The sequence below is a fragment of the Caenispirillum salinarum AK4 genome, assembly GCF_000315795.1.
Lineage (GTDB): Bacteria > Pseudomonadota > Alphaproteobacteria > Rhodospirillales > Rhodospirillaceae > Caenispirillum > Caenispirillum salinarum.
In genome coordinates, this window is sequence record NZ_ANHY01000011.1 from 157,753 (window position 1) to 178,221 (window position 20,469).

The 20,469-nt window shown below is 72.2% G+C and carries 10 protein-coding genes and 1 tRNA gene (1 of these 11 only partly in view); 7 read left to right on the forward strand and 4 right to left on the reverse strand.

Features of this window, described 5'->3' with window-relative positions; translation table 11 throughout:
• The 3 genes in view from C882_RS12275 to C882_RS12285 are tightly spaced (at most 32 nt apart) and all read left to right on the forward strand, a layout consistent with a single transcriptional unit that may run on beyond the window.
• On the forward strand, positions 1-359 hold the 3' portion of the coding sequence (locus C882_RS12275; RefSeq protein WP_009540933.1) for a non-ribosomal peptide synthetase. 14,665 nt of this gene lie to the left of the window's left edge; 359 of the gene's 15,024 nt are visible here — the last part of the coding sequence; the start codon falls outside the window, past its left edge; its stop codon occupies positions 357-359.
• Positions 356-9,238 (forward strand): non-ribosomal peptide synthetase, encoded by an 8,883-nt coding sequence (locus C882_RS12280; RefSeq protein WP_052000143.1) that lies wholly within the window; start codon positions 356-358, stop codon positions 9,236-9,238. Before C882_RS12275 ends, C882_RS12280 begins: the two co-directional genes overlap by 4 nt.
• Positions 9,239-9,270: 32 nt before the next feature.
• Positions 9,271-10,089 carry an alpha/beta hydrolase family esterase gene (locus tag C882_RS12285; protein WP_043645270.1) on the forward strand — a complete coding sequence of 273 codons (819 nt, stop codon included), beginning with the start codon at positions 9,271-9,273 and terminating at the stop codon, positions 10,087-10,089.
• Positions 10,090-10,143: 54 nt separating this feature from the next.
• On the opposite strand, the gene C882_RS12290 is transcribed toward C882_RS12285, so the two are convergent.
• A complete protein-coding gene (locus tag C882_RS12290) occupies positions 10,144-10,677 on the reverse strand; it encodes a peroxiredoxin (protein ID WP_009540935.1) in 534 nt (177 codons plus the stop codon).
• Positions 10,678-10,928: 251 nt separating this feature from the next.
• Here C882_RS12290 and C882_RS12295 point away from each other — a divergent pair, with 251 nt between their 5' ends.
• A complete protein-coding gene (locus C882_RS12295; RefSeq protein ID WP_009540936.1) occupies positions 10,929-11,369 on the forward strand; it encodes a GlcG/HbpS family heme-binding protein in 441 nt (146 codons plus the stop codon).
• 144 nt (positions 11,370-11,513) lie between these two features.
• Here the strand turns inward: C882_RS12295 and C882_RS12300 are convergent, their stop codons facing one another.
• Entirely contained in the window at positions 11,514-11,981 is a 468-nt protein-coding gene (locus tag C882_RS12300; protein ID WP_009540937.1) for a MarR family winged helix-turn-helix transcriptional regulator, read from the reverse strand.
• A 399-nt stretch (positions 11,982-12,380) separates the two neighbouring features.
• Between C882_RS12300 and C882_RS12305 the strand changes: the two genes are divergently transcribed.
• The 3 genes from C882_RS12305 (at position 12,381) to C882_RS12315 (ending at position 19,174) form a co-directional block, all read left to right on the forward strand.
• Positions 12,381-14,309, forward strand: coding sequence for an autotransporter assembly complex protein TamA (locus tag C882_RS12305; RefSeq protein WP_009540938.1), 1,929 nt, complete (start codon positions 12,381-12,383; stop codon positions 14,307-14,309).
• Positions 14,310-14,313: 4 nt separating this feature from the next.
• Positions 14,314-18,687, forward strand: coding sequence for a translocation/assembly module TamB domain-containing protein (locus C882_RS12310; protein ID WP_009540939.1), 4,374 nt, complete (start codon positions 14,314-14,316; stop codon positions 18,685-18,687).
• 61 nt (positions 18,688-18,748) lie between these two features.
• A complete protein-coding gene (locus tag C882_RS12315) occupies positions 18,749-19,174 on the forward strand; it encodes a DUF1465 family protein (RefSeq protein WP_009540940.1) in 426 nt (141 codons plus the stop codon).
• A 21-nt stretch (positions 19,175-19,195) separates the two neighbouring features.
• On the opposite strand, the gene C882_RS23260 is transcribed toward C882_RS12315, so the two are convergent.
• The gene (locus C882_RS23260; RefSeq protein ID WP_009540941.1) at positions 19,196-20,263 is read right to left on the reverse strand and encodes a response regulator; all 1,068 of its coding nucleotides are present in this window, start codon (positions 20,261-20,263) and stop codon (positions 19,196-19,198) included.
• Between the two features lie 128 nt (positions 20,264-20,391).
• Positions 20,392-20,468: transfer RNA gene (locus C882_RS12325), tRNA-Asp, on the reverse strand.
• Between the last annotated feature and the right edge of the window lies 1 nt (position 20,469).

The window sequence follows — 20,469 nt, forward strand, 5'->3', positions numbered from 1 at the left end:
CGGAAGGGCCGGCGCAGCAGACCATCGCCGGCCTGTGGCGCGACCTGCTGGAGATCGACGACGTGGGCGCGACGGATGACTTCTTCGCGCTGGGCGGCCACTCGCTGCTCGCCATGCGGCTGGTGGCGCGCATCCGCGATGCGCTGGGGGTGGAGTTGCCCGTGCGCGCGGTGTTCGAGCATCCCACCGTCGCCGGGCTGGCGGCGGCGCTGGACATCGCCGCCCCCGCCGCCGCCACGGCACCCCCGCCGGTGCTGAAGGCCGCCGCCCCCGATGACCTTGAAGACCTGGACCTGGACGGCCTGTCCGACGAGGAGGTGGACCGCCTTCTCGCCGAGCTTGAGGACGATGATGCATGAGTGACGCTACCCCCGCCCCCGCCACGGCCGCCGACAAGCGCGCCCTGCTGGCCGAAAAGCTCAAGCGTCGCAAGGCGGAGGGCAAGCGCGTGCCGCTGTCCTTCGCGCAGGAACGGCTGTGGGTGCTCGACCGGCTGGAGGGGGAGGCCGCCACCTACAACATGCCCGCCGTCCTGGACCTGCGGGGAGACCTGGACACCGCCGCCCTCGCCGCCGCCCTGACCGAGATCACCCGCCGGCACGAGGTGCTGCGCGGGCGATTCAAGTCGGTGGACGGGGAAGCACGGCACGTCATCCTGCCGCCGTCGGACGTCGCGGTGCCGGTCACCGACGCCGCCGACGAGGCGGAGGCCGAGGCCCTGGCCCGCGCCGAGGCCGCCGCGCCCTTCGACCTGGACCGCGACCCGCCGCTGCGCGCCCGCCTGCTGCGGCTGGCGGCGGATCGGCACTGGCTGATGGTCACCCTGCACCACATCGCCGGCGACGGCTGGTCGACCGGCGTGCTGGTGCATGAGTTGTCGGCCCTCTACACCGCCTTCCGCGAGGGGCGCGAAAGCCCGCTGCCGCCGCTCGCCCTGCAATACGCCGACGCCGCCCGGTGGCAGCGCGAGTGGCTGTCGGGCGAGACGCTGGCCGGGGAAGTCGACTGGTGGCGGAAGACGCTGGACGGCGCGCCCTCGCTGACGGCCCTGCCCACCGACCACCCCCGCCCGGCGGTGCAGAGCTTCAAGGGTTCGGCGCTGCCGCTCGCCATCCCGGCGGAGGTGCGCGCGGGCGTGGAGGCGCTGGCGAAGGCCGAGGGCGCCACGCCCTTCATGGTGCTGCTGGCCGCCTGGGCCGCCGTTCTGGCGCGCTACGGCGCGGCGGAGGAAGTGTGTGTCGGAACGCCGGTGGCCGGGCGGCCTCGGGCGGAGCTGGAGCCGCTGATCGGGTGCTTCGTCAACACCCTGGTGCTGCGCTGCCCCGGCGGGGCTGCGGCCGATTTCCGGGCGCATCTGAAGGCCGTGAAGGCGCTCGCGCTGGACGCCTTCGCCCACCAGGACCTGCCGTTCGAGAAGCTGGTGGACGCGCTGGACCTGGAGCGCACCTTGAGCCACAGCCCGCTGTTCCAGGTGATGTTCGTGTTGCAGAACACGCCGCGAAAGGCCCTGGACCTGCCGGGCCTGACACTGGAACCGCGCGCCTTCGACACCGGCACGGCCAAGTTCGACCTGACGCTGGCCCTGGCGGAGGATCCCGACACCGGCGGCTATGCCGGCAGCCTGGAGTATGCCACCGACCTGTTCACGGCGGAGACGGCGGCGCGGCTTGCGTTCCACGTCGTCACCCTGCTGACGGCCGCCGTCGCGGCGCCGGACACGCCCGTCGCCCGCCTGCCGCTCATGCCCGATGCGGAGCGCGCTCTGGTGGTGGAGGGCTGGAACCAGACCGCCGCGCCCTGGCCGCGCGACAAGACGCTCGCCGACCTGCTGGCCGAGGCCGCCGCGCGGGTGCCGCGGGCCGAGGCCGTCGTGTCCGACCACGGTACGCTCACGTATGACGCCCTGCACCGCCGCGCGGCTCAACTGGCGCACCGGCTGCGGGCGCTGGGGGTGGCGGAGGAAACGCGGGTCGGGGTGTCCCTGCCGCGCACGCCCGACCTGATCGTCGCCCTTCTGGCCATCCACATGGCCGGCGGCGCCTATGTGCCGCTGGACCCGGCCTACCCCGCCGGGCGCGTGGCGCTGATGCTGGAGGACTCCGCCGCGCCCGTGGTGGTGACGACTTCCGCCGTGGCCGCCGGTCTTCTGAAGGACAGCCCCTCGACGCTCCTGCGCCTGGACAGCGAAGACCTCTCCGCCCTGCCCGACACGCCGCCGCCGGAGCTGGCCCGGCCGGAGGGGCTGGCCTATGTGCTCTATACCTCGGGCTCCACCGGACGGCCCAAGGGGGTTGCGATCGAGCATCGGGCGGCGGTGTGCTTCGTCGCCTGGGCGCTGGAGACCTTCGGGCGGGAGAAGCTGTCGGCGGTGCTGGGGGCGACCTCCATCTGCTTCGACCTGTCGGTGTTCGAGATTTTCGCGACCTTGGCCGCCGGCGGAACGCTCTATCTCGCCGACGACGCCCTGCACCTGCAAACCCTGAAGGCCCGCGACCGGGTGCGGCTGGTCAACACCGTGCCGTCCGCCGTCGCCGCCCTGCTGGCCGACGGCGGCGGGCTGCCGGCGTCGGTGGAGGTGGTGAACCTGGCAGGCGAGCCCCTTCCCCGCAGCCTCGCCACCGCCCTTTATGAGTCCGGCGTGGCGGAGGTCTACGACCTCTACGGTCCCTCGGAGGACACCACCTATTCAACCTTCGAGATGGTCCCGCGCGAAGGCCCGGTGACCATCGGCCGTCCGCTCGCCAACACCCGCGCCTATGTGCTGGACGCCCTGGGGCAGCCGGTGCCCGTCGGCGTGCCGGGGGAGCTGTATCTGGCCTCCGACAGTCTGGCGCGCGGCTATCACGGGCGCGAAGACCTGACGGCGGAGCGCTTCCTGCCCTGCCCCTTCGGCGCGGGCGGGCGCATGTACCGCACCGGCGACCTGGTGCGCTGGCGCGGCGACGGGCGGTTGGACTACCTGGGGCGGCTTGACCATCAGGTGAAGGTGCGCGGCTTCCGCATCGAACTGGGCGAGATCGAGGAAGCCCTGCGCGCCCATGCCGATGTGGCGGAAACCGTCGTCACGGCGCCCGAGACCGCAAGCGGCGGACGGCGGCTGGTGGCCTATGTGGCGGGGCCGGCGGTGCCCGATGCGGCGGCGCTTCGCGCCCATCTGGCCCGCACGCTGCCCGACCACATGATCCCCGGCGTCTTCGTCACGCTCCCCCGCCTGCCGCAGACGCCCAACGGCAAGGTCGACCGCAAGGCCCTGCCCGAGCCGGACGCCGAGGCGCCGGCGCAAGGAGCCGGCCATGTGGCCCCGCGCACCGAGGCGGAACAGGCCCTGGCGGCCATCTGGGCGGAGGTCCTGGACCGGCCCGCCGTCGGCGTGACCGACAACTTCTTCGAGCTGGGCGGGGATTCCATCGTGTCGCTGCGCATCGTCGCCAAGGCGCGCACCGCCGGTCTGACGCTGACGCCGCGCCAAGTCTTCCAGCACCAGACCATCGCCGAACTGGCCGCCGCCGCTTCCACCAATGCCGCGCCGGAGGCCACCCGCGCGGCGGCGGCGGGAACCGTGCCGGGCACCCCCATCCAACGCTGGCTGCTGGACCGGCCGGGGCCGCTGGGACACTTCAACCAGTCGGTCCTGCTGAGCCTGCCGCCGAAGACCGACCCCGCCCACCTCGGCCGCCTGCTGGCGCGGCTGGTGGAGCATCACGAGGCCCTGCGCCTGGGCTTCCGCAAGACGGCCGAAGGCTGGGCGCAGACTCATCACCCGGCGCCGGCCACGGTGGACGTGCGGGTGGCGGAGACCGACGACATTCCCGCCGAGGCCGCCCGCGCCAAGGTGTTCGAAAACCTGGACGCGCCGCCGCTTTTGCGCGCGGTCTGGTTCCCGCGCTCCGGCCGGCTGCTGCTGACAATCCATCACTTGGTGGTGGATGCGGTGTCCTGGCGCGTGCTGCTGGAGGATTTCGCGACCCTGCTGACGGGCGGGACGCTGCCGCCGCGCACGGCCTCCTTCCAGGCCTGGGCGACGGCGCTGACGGCGGTGGATGCCTCCGCCGAGCTTCCCTATTGGACGCAGGCGCTGGAGGCCGTCGCGCCCCTGCCGCTGGAGGGCCCGGCGGAGGGGCCGACGGTGGTGACAGAAGCCGCGCTGGAAGACGCCCTGCCGCCTGCCGTCCGCGTGCCCGACCTGCTGCTGGCCGCACTCGGCCGGGTGCTGGGGCGGCGGCTCTCGCGCACGGCCGTCACGGTGGCGGTGGAAGGCCACGGCCGCGACGCCGCCCCGGCCGAGGCGCTGGATGTCTCCCGCACGGTCGGATGGTTCACCAGCCTCTACCCGCTGCGCCTGCCCGCCGATCCCGCCGCCGCGCCGGTGGACGCGCTGAAGGCCGTCGCCCAGGCGGCGCGCACGGTGCCCGGCGCCGGGGCCGGCTTCGGCCTGCTGCGAGAACGGGTGACGGGGCGGGAGCCGGACGTGCTGGTCAACTACCTGGGCCGGCTGGACGGCGCCCTGCCGCCCGGCGCGCCCTTCGCCCTAGCCGACGAGGACCACGGGCCCGACCGCGCATCCGCCATGCACCGCCCGCACGCCCTGGAACTGGATGCGGCGGTGGCCGACGGCGCCCTTCGGCTGCGCTTCACGCACCAGCCATCGGCCCTGTCCGTCGCGACGGTGGAGGCCCTGGCGGCCGAGGTGGTGGCGGAGCTTCGCGCGCTCGCCGAGGCCGCGACAGGCGCCGACCTGACCATCCCCGCCGACCTGCCGCTGGCGGGCCTCGATCAGCTGATGCTCGACGCCCTAACCGCCCGCTTCGGTCCGCTGGCCGATGCCTGGCCGCTCACGCCCATGCAGGCGGGCATGGCCTATGAGACGGCGCTGGCCGAGACGGGCGGCGTCTATGTCCAGCAATCGGTGCTGACCCTGTCGAACCTGGACCCCGCCGCCTTCCGCCGCGCGTGGGAGGCGCTGGTGGACCGTCACCCGATCCTGCGCGGGGCCGTGGTGACCGACGGCGTGCCCCGGCCGCTCATGGTGGTGCCGCGCGGTGCGGCCCTGCCGTGGCGGGAGGAAGACTGGCGCACCCGCTCAGCCGCCGAGCAGGCCCGCGCGCTCGACCAGCTCCAGGCCGCCGACCGCGCCGCGGGCTTCGACCTGGCGCGGCCGCCGCTCATCCGCTGCGTGCTGGCGCGGCTGGCGGACGACCGCTGGGCCTTTCTGGTCAGCCGCCATCACGTGATCCTGGACGGCTGGTCGCTGCCCATCCTGCTGGCGGAGGTGGGCGCCGATTACGCCGCCCTGCGCGCCGGCCGCCCGACGGCGCCCGCGCCCGCGACCTCCTTCCGCGACCATGCCGCCCGTCTGGCGGCGCGCGATCCGGCGGCGGATGAGACCTTCTGGCGCGATGCCCTGACCGGCCTGCCGAGCCCCACCCCGCTGCCTTGGGCGGAGCCCGCGGGCGGCCGGGGCGCCGGCGAGAGCGTTCTGCGCCTGTCGCCCGCATCCTCGGCGGCGCTGGCCGCACTGGCGCGGTGGCTGCGGGTGACGCCGTCTGTCCTGGTGCAAGGCGCTTGGGCGCTGCTGCTGGCGCGGCACGCGGGAACGGACGAGGCGGTCTATGGCCTTACCGTCTCGGGCCGCCCGGCGGACCTGCCGGGGGTGGACCGCATGGTGGGCCTGTTCATCAACACCCTGCCCCTGCGCGTGGCGGTGGACGAGGACACGACGCTCGCCGCCTGGCTCACTGCGCTGCGCGATGCCGCCCAGGCCGCGGAGGAACACGGGCAGGTGGCGCTCGCCGACCTTCAGGCCTGGGCCGGTCACCCCGGCCGGGCGCTGTTCGAGAGCGCGGTGGTGTTCGAAAACTACCCCGACGCCACCGCCGCCGATACCGACGACGGCTTGCGGGTGGAGTCCGCGACCACGGCAGAGGAAACGAGCCTGCCGCTGACGCTGGCCGTGGTGCCCGGCGAGGCCATGGCGCTGCATCTGTCCTGGCGCCGCGACCGCTTCGACGCCGCCACCGCCGACCGCCTGCTGGCGCAGATGGACACGCTGCTGACCGCCTTCGCCGCCGCCGACGGCTCCGAGCCCCTGGCCGCCCTGCCGCTGATGCCGGACGTGGAGTGCTCAGCGCTCGACACCTGGGCCAAGGGGGCGGAGGCGCCGGTCCCGGCGGCGACGGTGCTGGAGATGATCGGCCGGTGGACGGCGGACACACCCGATGCACCGGCGGTCCGCTGGTGGGACGGCGGCGCGCTCTCCTTCGCCGAATTGGATGCCCGCGCGCGGTCGCTGGCGGCGGTGCTGCGGGCGCGGGGCGTGGGCCGCGAGACCCGCGTTGGCCTGCTGCTCGACCGTTGCCCAGAGATGCCCGCCGCCCTGCTGGCGGTGCTCATGGCCGGCGGTGCCTATGTGCCGCTGGACCCGGCCTACCCCGCCGATCGGCTGGCCTACATGGTCGCCGACAGCGGCGCAGCGCTGGTGCTGACGCGCGAGGGTCTGGCCGACAAGGTGCCCGAGGGGGCGGAGGCCCTGAGCGTCGACACGGCCCTTGATCCCGCGCCCAACGCCGCCCTGCCGGCGGTGGCGGCGGAGGATCTGGCCTATGTGATCTATACCTCGGGCTCCACCGGGCGGCCCAAGGGTGTGGCCGTGCCGCACGGCGGGCTGGCGCATTACCTGGATTGGGCGGTCGCGTACTACCGCATCGCCGAGGGCAACGGCGCGCCGCTGTCGTCGTCGCTGTCGTTTGACGCCACCATCACCGCGCTGCTCGGGCCGCTGGCCGCCGGGCGGCCGGTGACGCTGGTGCCGCCGGGGGACGAGATCGAGGGACTGGCCGCCCTGCTGGCCGACCGCCCGCGCTTCAGCCTGCTCAAGATCACGCCGGCTCACCTGGACGTGCTCACCCGCCTGTTGCCGCGCGACCGCCTGGCCGACGCCGCGAACGTCCTGGTCATCGGCGGCGAGGCCCTGACGGCCGCCACCTGCGCGCCCTGGCTGGGGGCAGCGCCCGCCGTGCGGCTGGTCAACGAATACGGCCCGACGGAAACCGTCGTCGGCTGCTGCATCCACGAAGCGCGGGCGGAGGACGGCCCCGCCATACCCATTGGCCGGCCCATCGCCCGGACGACGCTCCGCGTGCTCGACGCCCGCCTGCGGCCGGTGCCCATCGGCGCGGCCGGCGAGCTGTTCATCGGCGGATCGGGCGTGGCGCGCGGATACCTGGGGCGCGCCGACCTGACGGCGGAACGCTTCATCGCCGACCCGCATGGGCCCGCCGGCGCGCGGCTCTACCGCACCGGAGACCTCTGCCGCATGCGCCCCGACGGGGTGCTGGAATACCTGGGCCGCACCGACCATCAGGTGAAGGTGCGCGGCTTCCGCATCGAGCTGGGCGAGATCGAGGCCGCCCTGCGCGCCCTGCCCGGCGTGGCGGATGCCGCCTGCCTGGCGCAGGACGACCCGGCCGGCGACGGCAAGCGGCTGGTGGCCTGGGTCACCGGCGGTGCGGACCCTCTCGCCCTGCGGCAGGGGCTGGCGAAGGTGCTGCCGGCGCACATGATCCCGGCCGTCTTCGTGCCCATGGAGGCCCTGCCGCTCACCACCAACGGCAAGGTCGACCGCAGCGCCCTGCCCGCCCCCGAGGCCCCGGCGTCCGCAGCCTCGGAAGCGCCGGCCGACGAGACCGAGGCGACGCTGGCCGGCCTGTGGGCGGAGGTGCTGGGCGTGCCCGCCGTGGGCCGGTCGGACGGTTTCCACGCGCTCGGCGGCCATTCGCTGAAGGCCGTGCAGCTGGCGTCGCGCATCCGTGCGGCCTTCGGCGTCGCCATGCCGCTGAAGGAGCTTCTCGCCCGCGCCACGGTGGCCGAGCAGGCGGCGTGGCTGAAGGCCGCCGCGCCCGCCTCCGCCGACGCAGGCCTGCCCGCCGCGCCGCCGGCGGAGCACTATCCGCTCTCCCACGCCCAGCGGCGGCTGTGGCTGGTGGGCGAGATGGAAGGACCCTCGGCGCGTTACACCATGCCCGGCGCCTACCTCTTCGCGCCGGGCACGGACACGACCCGCCTGCGGTTGGCGCTGAAGGCGCTGTTCGAGCGGCACGCGGCCCTGCGCACCCGCTTCATCCGGGCGGATGGGGAGCCACGCCAGATCGTCGAGCCCGACGCCCCGCCCATTCCCGAAGCCATTCCGGCGACGGAGGACGAGGCCCGCGCGCAAGCCGCCCGCATGGCCGCCGAGCCCTTCGACCTGGCCCGCGACCGGCTGACGCGCGTGCGCCTCTTCGCCCTGCCCGACGGGCGGGTTCTGCTGGCCTTCATGCTGCATCACATCCTGGGCGACGGCTGGTCCATGCAGGTGCTGCACGAGGACCTGGAAGCCCTCTACGCCGGCCGCCCCCTGCCGCCGCTCGCCCGCGCCTATACCGACTACGCGGTGTGGGAGAGCGCCCACGGCTACGCGGCCGATGAACGCTGGTGGCTGGAGCGCCTGGGCACCGCGCCGGGGCTGGTCCGCCTGCCCTTCGACTTCCCCGAAACCGACGACTCCGCCATCGCCGGCGGGGTGGAGTCGGTGCTGCTGCCGCCCGAGGCCTCGGCGCTGCTGCGCAAGGCGGCGGCGGATCGGGGGATGACGGTCTCGACCGTCGTTCTGGGCGTCTTCCTGGTGTTCCTCAACCGCCTGACGGAGCAGGAGGACTTAGCCGTCGCCATGTCGGTCGCCAACCGCCCGCTGCCGGAGCTGGAGCCCATGGTGGGCTTCTTCGTCAACGCCATGGTCCTGCGCATGACCGTGGACCCCGACGGCGACTTCAACACCCTGCTGAGTGCCCTGGACGCCGAGGTGACGGCGGCGCTGGACCATCAGTCCTACCCCTTCGACATGCTGGTGGAGCGCCTGAACCCGCCCCGGCGCGGCGGGCGGCAACCGTTGTTCAACGTCAACTACGCCTATCAGGCCTTCGCCGACATGCGCATCCGCGACGACGGCACCGCGCCCGCCGCCTCGGCCATGACCGGCGAACTGGCGCTGGAGGCGACCACGGCCAAGTTCGACCTGACGCTGTTCGTGGTGGACACGGCCGGGCCGGCGGGGGACCAGCTCCAACTCTCGTTCGAATACGCCGCCGACCTGTTCCGCCGCGACACCATCGCCGGCTGGCTGGGCGGCCTGGGCGGCTTCTGCGAGGCCGTGGCGCAAGGGCTGAACGAGGACGCGGCGCGGGAGGCCGAACCGGCGCAGTAGAGCCCGGCGGCCGCCCCGCGCGTTCCCTGCGTATGCGTATGACGGCCGCCGCCCTGCTGCTTCTTCTGCTCCCTTCGCTTGCGCAAGGGGCGTCGGAGGGCTGCGGTCAGGCGCCGCCGTCCGCGCCGCCGGAGACGGTGGAGGCGGCCGGGGAAACGCGCGAGGTTCTGGTGGCGGTGCCGGACGACTACGACCCCGCCACGCCGCATCGGCTGGTGTTCGGCTTCCACGGCCGCACCAACCCGGCGGAGCGCGTGCGCCGCTACTACGGCCTGGAAGACGCCATGGCCGAGGGCGCGCCGACCATCTTCGTCTATCCCACCGCCAAGCGGCAGGACGACGGCACCTTCATCTGGCGGGTGCCGGAAGACCTGGATCTGTTCGACGCGGTGGTGGAGGACTTGAGCGCGGATTACTGCATCGACCGGGCGCGCCTCTTCGCCGTCGGCCACTCGCTGGGGGCGAGCTTCGTCAACACGCTCGGCTGCCTGCGGGGGGACGCGCTTCGGGGCATCGCCAGCGTCGCCGGCGGCATCCATGCACGGGCGGAGGACTGCGAGGGCGACGTGGCCGCCCTTCTGCTGCACAACCGGGGCGATCGGCTGGTGGACGTCGACCGCGGCCGCCGCGCCCGCGACGTGCTGGTGGAGGCCAACGGACTGGACCCGGCCCCGGCCGGCTTCTACCCCCGGCCCTTCGGCTGCTACCGCTACGGCCCGGCGGAGGCCCGTAATCCCATCGCCTGGTGCCTCTATGCGGAATCGGTCAACCGCCGGGGCCGGTTCTACCCGCACCTCTGGCCCGATGGCGCGGAAGAGGCCATAGCGGCGTTCTTCAACGTGCTGCCATAGAAAAGGCCCGCCGACGGCTGGTCGGCGGGCCTTTCAGGGAAGACGCGGCGCGTATTACGCGGCCTTGCTCTTCTCGCCCTTCAGCCAGTTCAGCATGGTGTCGGCATCGGACACCTCGAACGGGTCGGTGGGGCAGTTGTCGTCGAAGCCGGGCTCGACGAACATCTTCTTGATGTCGCCGTCCTCGATATAGGCGGAATAGCGCCAGCTGCGCATGCCGAAGCCCAGGTTCGACTTGTCGACCAGCATGCCCATCTTGCGCGTGAATTCCGCATTGCCGTCAGGCAGCAGGAAGACGTTCTTCGCGCCCTGCTGCTTGCCCCACTGGAACATCACGAAGGCGTCGTTCACCGACAGGCAGACGACCGCGTCGACGCCCTGCGCCTTGAAGTCCTCGAACAGCTCCTCGTAGCGCGGCAGGTGGCTGGTCGAGCAGGTGGGCGTGAAAGCGCCCGGCAGCGAGAACAGCACGACATTCTTGCCGCCGAACAGCTCGTTGCTGGTCAGGTCCTTCCACTCGAACGGATTCGGGCCGCCGAGTTCTTCGTTGCGGACGCGGGTCTTGAAGGTGACGTTGGGAACACGCATGGATGTTGGCTCCTTGATGGTCGCGGTATGTGTTCACGCAGGACCGCACCGTCTCGGCGCCGCCCCCTCTCTTGCTGCACAAAGAATGGGGGCTTGAGCCTTACGGATCAAATCATCTTTCTGCCTGTTTTTGATCGGGCGTTTCGATCGTTTTTCCGGGGCAGGCTTGCGACGCGGCGGCGGCGACCGTAGATGCACCGGCACCGGCATGGCATCCTCGCCAGCCGAACCAGACGAAACCAGGAGGAAACATGTTCGCCCATTCCATTTCCCTCGCCGTGGCGGAAAAGATCGTCGACGAGGTCCTGCGCCAGGGGCGGGAGCGCGGGTTTCAGCCGCTGACGGTCGTCGTCCTTGATGACGGCGGGCACATCAAGGCGCTCAAGCGCGACGACGGTGCCAGCATCATGCGCCCCGAAATCTGCATGGGCAAGGCCTGGGGAGCGCTGGCCCTGGGCTTCGGCGGGCGCGAATTGGCGCGCCGGGCCGACAAGATGAGCATGTTCATGAACGCCGCCTCGGATCTTGCGGGCGGCAAGATGGTGCCGGTGCCCGGCGGCATCCTCATCAAGGACGGCAAGGGCACCATCGTCGGGGCCGTCGGCATCACTGGGGACACCTCGGACAACGACGAGATTTGCGGCGTGGAGGCGGTCAAGGCGGTCGGCCTGACCCCCGACGTCGGCGACTGACTCGACGAAATGGCGGCGGACCCGATCGGGCTCCGCCGCCACTCCCATCGTGATTTTTCATCCGCCGGCCACGCGACACCCCGATCCCGCCCACCGGCCTGGCTTCCGGTGGCGGGGCGGGCGTTTGGCGTGGCCTGGGCCGTGTCAGGCGCTGCGGCTCATGCGGCCGGTTCCACGCTCACCCAACTGGGCAAGGATGGCCTCCAGGCTGTCGGTCAGCGCCTGGCGCCGTTCCGCCGGCAGGTCGGCGATGGCCTGCTCCAGCGCATGGATCGGGTCGCGGCCGATCAGCGTGCGGCCCTCCTCCGTCAGGTCGATGCGGCGGCTGCGGCGGTCGCGCGGGTCCACAATCGCCTCCAGGTAGCCCTTCTTGACCAGCGCCGCCACCGTGCGCGAGGCCGGCGGCAGCGTGGTGCCCTGGTAGTTGGCCAGGCCGCTGACCGTGCGCGCATTGGCGCCGGCCTTGCTGAAGTAGCGCAGCGCCGACCACTGCACCGGATGCATCCCGTCGGCGAAACACATGGCCTGGACGATGCGGCTTACCTGTTCCAGAAGCGCAGCGATCCCGGCGGTCTCGGACGAGCGCCCGATATCCTCGCTCATTGCAGTCATGAATCTTCAATCTCCACTCGGCCGGCGAGGCCGGCCATTCCATGCCCTCCAATAACGTTCATCGCTTGCACGAAACAACGCAGACTTGATGCGCCTGAACGTTATTGCCAAGCCTACCTTACCCCTCCACCCTGGGAAGTCATAGAAAAAAGTTCGCGGCAGACGCCTACGGAGGCATTTAGATACCTCACGGCTTGGAATAGCGGAAGAATTCGCCCCCTCAGAGGGTATACGACCGATTATCGCAGGGCAGATGAACCCGTTGGCGCCGTATAGTCGTAGATGAATGGGAGCATCCTGCCCCGCGCCGGGGCGCGCCGCTCCGACCACACGGCAAGATTCGCCGCACCACGCCAGGCCGGGCCCACGCCGGGCCCGAAACGATGCCAGGGAGGACCATTGACAGCATCAACCGGGGACGCACCGCCGGAAGCGCGCGCTTCGACGGCGGCCATGGCAGCGGCGGCGCGTCTGGTGGTGCTGTGCGTGCTTCTGCTCGGCCTGCCGGCGTGCTCCACCATCTCCGACATCACCGAGCGCATCACCGGCGACTCCTCGGTCCAGGGCCTTGAGGAAGGCCAGTCGCCCGACGACCTGCCCGTGCCCGGCGACTACGGCGACATTCCCTACGAGGTCGACATCACCGGCGCCGACCAGGGCGACCTTGAAGACGCCATGGAGGACGTCGGACTGCTTTTCCGCCTGCAGGAGGAACCGCCGGGCACGATCCTCGGCCTGCGCCGGCGGCTGGATTCCGACATCGAGAAGTTCCGCGAGGTGCTGCGGTCCCAGGGCTATTACAAGGGCGAGGTCTCCGGCCGCATCGACCGCGAGGCGGACCCGGTCCAGGTGATCGTCGAGGTCGACCCCGGCCCGCGCTACACCATCGACGCCTTCACCGTGCACTACCGCGACCAGCCGCCGCCGCAGGGCGCGCCGCTGTCGCTGGCCGACGTGCCGCTGGAGCGCGGCGATCCCGCTGACGCCGACACGATCCTGGAGGTGGTGGACGACCTGCCGCAGGCGCTCATGGTGCGCGGCTATCCCTTCGCCAAGGTCGTGGACACCCGCTACACGGTCAACCACGACCAGATCGTCCTGCGCGCCGATGTCGGCATGAACACGGGTCCCGCCGCCCGCTTCGGAACGGTGTCCATCTCGGGGCTGGAGGACGTGAAGGAGGACTACCTGCACGACCTGACCCCGTGGGAGCCGGGCGACCAGTGGGACGAGGACGAACTGGAAGCCTATCGCGCCGCGCTTCTGTCCACCGGCCTGTTCCGGTCGCTGCGCCTGACCCACCCCGACCAGCTGGCCGAGGACGGCAGCCTGCCCATCGACATCGAGGCGGTTGAGGCCAAGCACCGCACGCTGGGTGCCGGCGTCCACTATTCATCCGACCTGGGCGCCGGCGTCACCGCCTTCTGGGAACACCGCAACTACTTCGGTCGCGACGAGGACATCCGCGTCGAGCTGGACCTGTCGCAGAAGAACCAGGAACTGACGAGCACCTTCCTCAAGCCCGCCTTCCTGCGCCCCGACCAGTCGCTGGTCGCCGAGGCGACGCTGCAGAACGAGGAAACGGAGGCCTTCGACCGCCTGGGCTTCGACATGTCCGCAGGCATCGAGCGCTCCGTTGGCGAGTTGTGGACGGTGGGCGGCGGCGGCTCGCTGGAAATCGCCCAGATCACCGAATCCGACGAGGACGAGCGCACGATCCTGCTGGCGGGCATCCCGCTCACGGCGCTGCGCGACAGCACCGACAACCCGCTGGACCCGACCGAGGGCAGCCGCCTCGGCATGTCGTTCACGCCCTACGCCGGCACGGCCGACGGCGCCTTCGTCGCCTTCGCCCGGTCGGAGGTGACGGGGTCGGTCTACTACAGCCCGCTGGAGAGCGACCGCCTCACCCTCGCCGCTCGCGCGGGTTTCGGCACCATCGCGGGCGAGGACCTCGAAGTCATTCCGGCCGACAAGCGGTTCTACACCGGCGGCGGCGGCACGGTGCGCGGCTTCGGATACCAGCTCATCGGCCCGCTCGACGAGAACAACAACCCGACCGGCGGCCGCTCAAAGCTGGAACTGGGGCTGGAGGCGCGCATCAAGGTGACCGAAAGCATCGGCGTCGTGCCCTTCGCGGACGCCGGCCAGGTGTTCGGCACGCAGCTACCGGACTTCGGCCGGGAGATCCGCTATGCCGCCGGCCTGGGCCTGCGCTACTACACCGCCATCGGCCCCATCCGCCTTGACGTGGCGGCACCCATCAATCCGCGCGAGGACGTGGACGACGCGTACCAGTTCTACATCAGCATCGGCCAGGCGTTCTGACACCATGACCCCTATTCCAGCCGTTTCCGCCGCGCGCCGCGCGGCCACCGTCCTCCTGCTGGCGCTCATGCTGTCCATCGGCAGCGGCGCCGGCCAGGACGCCGGTGCGCAGATCTTCGGTACCGACTGGTTCAAGGGAAAGGTGGAGAACCTGCTGTCCGGCGGCGGGCTCGAAGTGGAGATCGGCGGCCTGGAAGGCCCCCTGCCCGGCGCGGTCACGCTGCGCGACGTCACGGTCTCCGACCCCCAGGGCGTGTTCCTGCGCCTGCCGCGGGCGACCCTGGACTGGAGCCCGCTCGCCCTGGTGCGCGGGCGCTTCACCATCGACGAGTTGTCGAGCGAGGGCGGCGAGCTTCTGCGTCTGCCAGACCTGCCGCCCGGAGAGGAACCGCCCCCCGCCGAGGGCACCGGCGACGGCTTCGACCTGGGCGTGCTGGAGCGCCTGCGGGTCGACGTGCTGAACCTGCAACGGTTCCGCCTGGCGGAACCCGTGCTGGGCGAGGACATGGTGCTGACGGCCGAGGGCAGCCTGGGTCCCGTGGAAGACGGCGACGGCATCCGCACCGATCTGGTGGTGGAGCGCGTGGACGAACGCGGCGGGCGTGCCGCCGTCTCCGCCACCATCTCGCCGGGCCAGGAACTGGCGCTCGACGTGCAGATCGCCGAACCCGCCGGCGGCATCATCGCCCGACTGGCCGACCTGCCCGGCCTACCACCGGTCCAGGTGGCGCTGGAAGGTGCAGGCCCCGCCGCCCGGTGGTCCGGCGAGCTGTCGGCGGTGGCGGAAGACCTGGCGCAGGTGGAGGGCGACATCACTCTCGGGCTGCCGGCGGGCGGGGAATGGTCCGCCGGTGCCGATCTGGCCGTTTCCGTCACGCAGAACGCGCCGCCGACATGGCAGGCCCTGGTGCGCGAGTCACTGGCCCTCGCGGTGGACGCCCGCGGCACGGCGGAGGGCACCGTCACCGTCAGCACGCTGCGCGCCGCCAACGACGCCTTCTCGCTCACCGGCCAAAACGTGGCGCTGGGGCCCCAGGGGGCGCTGGACGGCACCGTCACGCTGTCCACCGACGATGCCGACGCGCTCACGGCCCTGGTGGACCTGCCGTTCGAGGCGGGCACCGTGACGGCGGACCTCGACGGCAGCCTGCAGGCGCCGCAGGCCCTGGTGGATGCCACGCTGCGTCAGGTGGAGACGGGCACCGGCGCCATCGACACCGTGGAGGGCCGTCTGCAACTCAGGGCCGACGGCCCGCCCACCGCGCCCGACACGCCGCTGACCGTCAGCGGCGGCGTGACGCTCCTCGGCCTGCCGGAGCCGGCCCCGGACCCGCGCGCCGAGATCGCCATCGACGCCACCCTGGTCCCCGCCGAGAACCGTCTGGCCGTCCGCCTGCTCCAGGTGGAGAGCGAGAGCTTTCAGGCCGACGCGCAACTGACCGCCGACGTGGCGGAGCTGACGGCCGAGGGCGTGGTCAACGTGCGCTCCGACAACCTGGAAACCTTCGGCGCGCTGGCGGGCCTCGACGTGGAAGGCCAGGGCCGGATCGAGGTGGTGCTGGACCGCGCCGCCGCCACCGGCGCCGTCGACGGCTCCGCACGCATCGCCCTGTCGGACCTGCAATGGGGCGAGGCCACCTATGCCGCCCTGCTGGGCGACCACCTGACCGTCATGGCCGACCTGTCGCGCACGGACGAAGGCGCGGTGCGGGTCGGCAACCTGACCATCGACAGCGGCGGCATCAACGGCGGCGGCGAGGCCGCCCTGCCCGCCGACATGGAAACCATCCAGGCCGCCTTCGTTCTGCAGGTGCCCGAACTGTCGGCCGTCGCCCCCGACGTGGCCGGCGGCATATCCGTGGACGGGACCGTCAGCGGCCCGCTGACCGCCCCCGACCTCGACGTGGTCGCCACCTCACCCGCCCTGACCGCGAGCGGGCAGCGCCTCACCGACATCCGGCTGCAGGCCACCGCGCAGGGCCTGGACGCCGCGGGGGCCCAGGGGCGGCTCGCGCTCACCGCCACCGGGCCGGATGGCGCGCCGGTGCGCATCAACACCACCTATACAGCGCCGGAGTGGCAGCGCATCATCCTGCGCGACCTGGGCCTGCGGGCCGCCGGCCTGGCGCTCGACGGCGGGCTGACGGTGGCGCTGCCCCCGGCGCTGGGCATCGAGGGCACCCTGTCGGGCGGCATCGCCAACTGGAGCGCCCTGTCCGGCCTGGCGGGCATGGAGATCGACGGCTCCGGCTCGGGCCTGACGCTGACCTTCAACGACACCGGCCAGGGCCAGCGCGTCGCCGCGCAACTCTCCGCCGACCGCCTGGCGCTGCCGGCCGAGGATGTGCGGGTCCGCGACCTGCTGCTGGAGGCGCGGCTGGGGAACCTGTTCACCGCGCCCAGCGTCACCGCCGACCTGACCACCGATGCCGGCGCCGCTGCCGGGCTTTCGTGGAACCGGGCGGCCGTCGGGCTGGACGGCGACCTTCAGGCGGGGACCATCACCGCGAGCCTGCAGGGACCGACGGAGCTGGAGACCCAGGGGCGCTACAACCTTCAGGACGACCGACTGGTGCTGGAAGGCTTCCGCGTCCAGGACGACGCGACGGGACTGGGCGCCCGCCTCACGCAGCCCGCCACCATCTCGTTCGGCGGCGGCGATCTGGGCGTCTCCGACCTGCGGCTGGCGCTGGACGGGCGCGGGATGGTGGCCGTCGATGCCGCCCTCGGCCCCCAGCGCGTGGCCCTCGACCTGCGGGTGGACGGCGTGCCGCTGGAAACGGCCGAGCCGTTCCTCGGCGACGGGATGGTGCCGACGGGCGTGGTGGACGCCCGCATCGACATCGCCGGTCCGCCGAGCAATCCCACCGGCACGGTGACCGCCCGCATTCCCGACCTCGCCATTCCCGAGGCCGAAATCCGCGGCCTGTCGCTGGACGTGACCGGCGACCTGCGCAACGAGCGCCTGGAACTGCGCGCCCAACTGGGCGGCGTACGGGCGGAGGAGGCCGTGGCGACCGCCTCCATCCCCGTGGCCTTCTCGCCCCAGGGCATCCCGTCGCTGCCCGAGACCCAGCCCATCGAGGCGCTGGTGAACTGGCGCGGCCGGCTGGAGAACATCTGGCCGCTGGTGCCCGTGGTGGGCCACCGGCTCTACGGCGAGGGCTTCGTGCGCGCCGGCGTCACCGGTACGATCGAGGAGCCCGAGCTGGCCGCCGAAGCCCGCATCACCAACGGCCGCTACGAAAACCTGGAATACGGCACGGTGCTGACCAACCTGCGGCTGGAGGCCGACCGCCGCCCCGACGGCACCGTCGCACTCACGCTGACCGGCGACGATGCCGGGCGGGGCACGCTGCGGCTGGACGCGCGTGCCGACCTGACCGACGAGGGCGGACTGGTGATCGACGCCGACGGCGGCTTCCAGCGGGCGACGCTGGTGCGCCGCGACGACCTGCGCGCGACCGTCTCGGGCGACCTGGGCTTCCAGGGGCCGCTGGACGGCGGCACCTTCACCGCCGACCTGACGGTGAACGAGGGACTCCTGCGGCTCATCAACACGCTTGGTGGCGGCGTCACCACACTGGACGTGGTGGAGGAAGGCGGCGAGCAGGCCGGCCTTCCCGTGGAGACGGACCCGGAGGCGCTGCAGGCGGCCGAGGCGCCGGTGGTCATCGGCCTGGACATCTCGGTCACCATTCCCAACCAGTTCTATGTCCGCGGCCGCGGGCTTGAGTCCGAATGGAGCGGCGCGCTGCGTATCACCGGCACCACCAACGCGCCGCAGATGGTGGGCCAGATCCAGGTGGTGCGCGGGCAGTTCGACCTGGTGGGCAACACCTTCACCTTTACCGAGGGCGAGGTGGACCTGACCGGCGGGCAGCGCATCAATCCGCGCCTGAACATCGAGGCCGCCAACGAGACCGCCGGCGACGTCACGGCCATAATCGCCGTCTCGGGCACGGCGCGCGACCCGGAGATCCAGCTGACCAGCATCCCGCCCCTGCCCGAGGACGAGGTCATGGCGCGCGTCCTGTTCGGCGCGGGGCTGGAAGACCTGGGCCCCGTGGAAGCCCTGCAGGCCGCCAACGCCGTGCGGGTGCTCAGCGGGCTGGGCGGCGGCGGGCCGGGCATCACCGAAGTGATCGCCAGCACCATCGGCGTCGACACCATCCGCCTGGCCGGCGGCGAGGACGGGCCGGCGCTGGAGATCGGCAAGTACATCACCGAAGACGTCTATGTGGGCGTTGAACAGGGGGTCGGCGCCGAGTCCACCGGCGTGAACGTGGAAGTGCAGCTTACCCCCAGCATCAGCGTGGAGGGCCGAACCAGCACGCGCGGCAGCGACGTCGGCGTGAACTGGAGCCGTGACTATTGAGGCGGCAACGGCCGACCTGATATGGGTGTTTACCCCAAACGGCTTATGCAGCGAGGTTTACGTGTCGACCTGGGTGGACGAGGAATTGCTGAACGATGCCTTCAACGAAGGGCTCGGGCTGCTGGAACGCGCCCGCGCCTTCGTGGGCACCGGCAACGCCGCCCTGGCACCGGCGGAAGCGACGCCGCTCGACCGCATCCGGCTGGCCCGCGATATGTCGCGCGTGACCAGCATGGCGACCTGCTGCATGGGCCTGCTGCTGCTCTACCGCGCCGTGGCCGACGGGCAGATGGATCGGGATGAAATGCAGGACGAGTCGCGCCGCCTGCTGGCCGAGGTCGGCGCCAACCTGCCCGACCCGGCGACGCCGCATCCCCACGTGCCGCAGCTCGAGCGCCTCATCAACGACGGCCACCACCTGTTCGCGCGGCTGGAGCGCCTGCAGAACCTGTTCGACACGGGCGGCGGCGGACTGCGGCTGTCCTGACAGGGGCGGCGGGCGTGCCCGTCACCCGGCGTCCAACAGCTGGCGCAGGCACTCCGCCAGCTTTTCCGGAGACGCCGGCTTGCGCAGCAGCATGTCGATGGCGCCGTCGGGCATGGCGGCGGTGTCCGGCTCGCGTCCCGAAAGCGCGATCGTGAAGACCTGAGGCCAGTCCCGCGCCAGCCGGTCGAGCAACACTTCCCCCGGCCCGTCCGGCAGGGACAGGTCGGTCACCACCGCGTCGGGAACCTCGGCCTCCAGCGCCGCCAGGGCCTCGGCGACGCTGCCGCGGACGGTCGTGGGAAAACCGTGATCGGTCAGCCGCTCGGCCATCATCTCGCCGATGAGGGCCTCGTCCTCCACAAGCAACACCCGCACCGGACGGTCCGGCGGCGACGCCGCCGGCTCGTGCCGCACGGCGGGCGCGGTGACCGCAGGCAGGTGAAGGATCAGGCCCGAAGCAGCCGGCAGGCGCCGCCCGGCCAGCGCCCGCGCCACCGCCACCGCATGGCCGCCGAACGCCGCCTTTCCCAGCGGGCGGTCGTCCTCGATCGTCAACACCACGCCGGCGTTCGGGCCGCACCCTGGCTCCGCCGCCGGCGCCGGCGCAGGCGTCAGCGAGATGGCGATGCGCTCCCGCGCAGCCCCCAACGACTCGTGCAGCAGGGCCACGCCGAGCAGCATGAGCAGCCCGTCCGGCCCTTCGATCACCACCTCCGCCACCTCCGGCGCGGCGGCGAGGCTGACGGCCGGAGCGCCGCGCGCCGCCGTCAGCGGGTCCAGCAGTTCCAGCGCCGCGTGCAGAACGGGCACCACCGGCTGCGCCCGCACCGGCCCCCGCCCGGCCCGCGCCAGGCCGTCGAGGCCCTGGAAGATCGCCTCCAGCCGCGCCACCTGGTCGACCACCACCTCGGCGGCGGCCGCGTCCAGCCCGACCTGGCCCTCGGGGCGCTCGGCGGCGAGGCGCATGATCGTCAGGGGCTGGCCGATGGCGTGGATCAGGCTGCCCGTGACGGCTCCGAGCACCGCATCGCGGGCGGCCTCTACGTCCGGGGGAACGACGGGCCGGCGGGTGGCGTCGGAACGGATCACGAGGAGCCTCCTGCGGGGCGCGAACGGATGATGAAGGGCACTGTGGAAACCACCTTTCCGGCGGCATGGGTCCAATACGAAAAAGACCGGCTCGGTGGCCGGTCTTTTTTCGAAAGTTCGAAGCCTGGTGGCGCGAGTGACGGGGCTCGAACCCGCGACCTCCGGCGTGACAGGCCGGCACTCTAACCAACTGAGCTACACCCGCA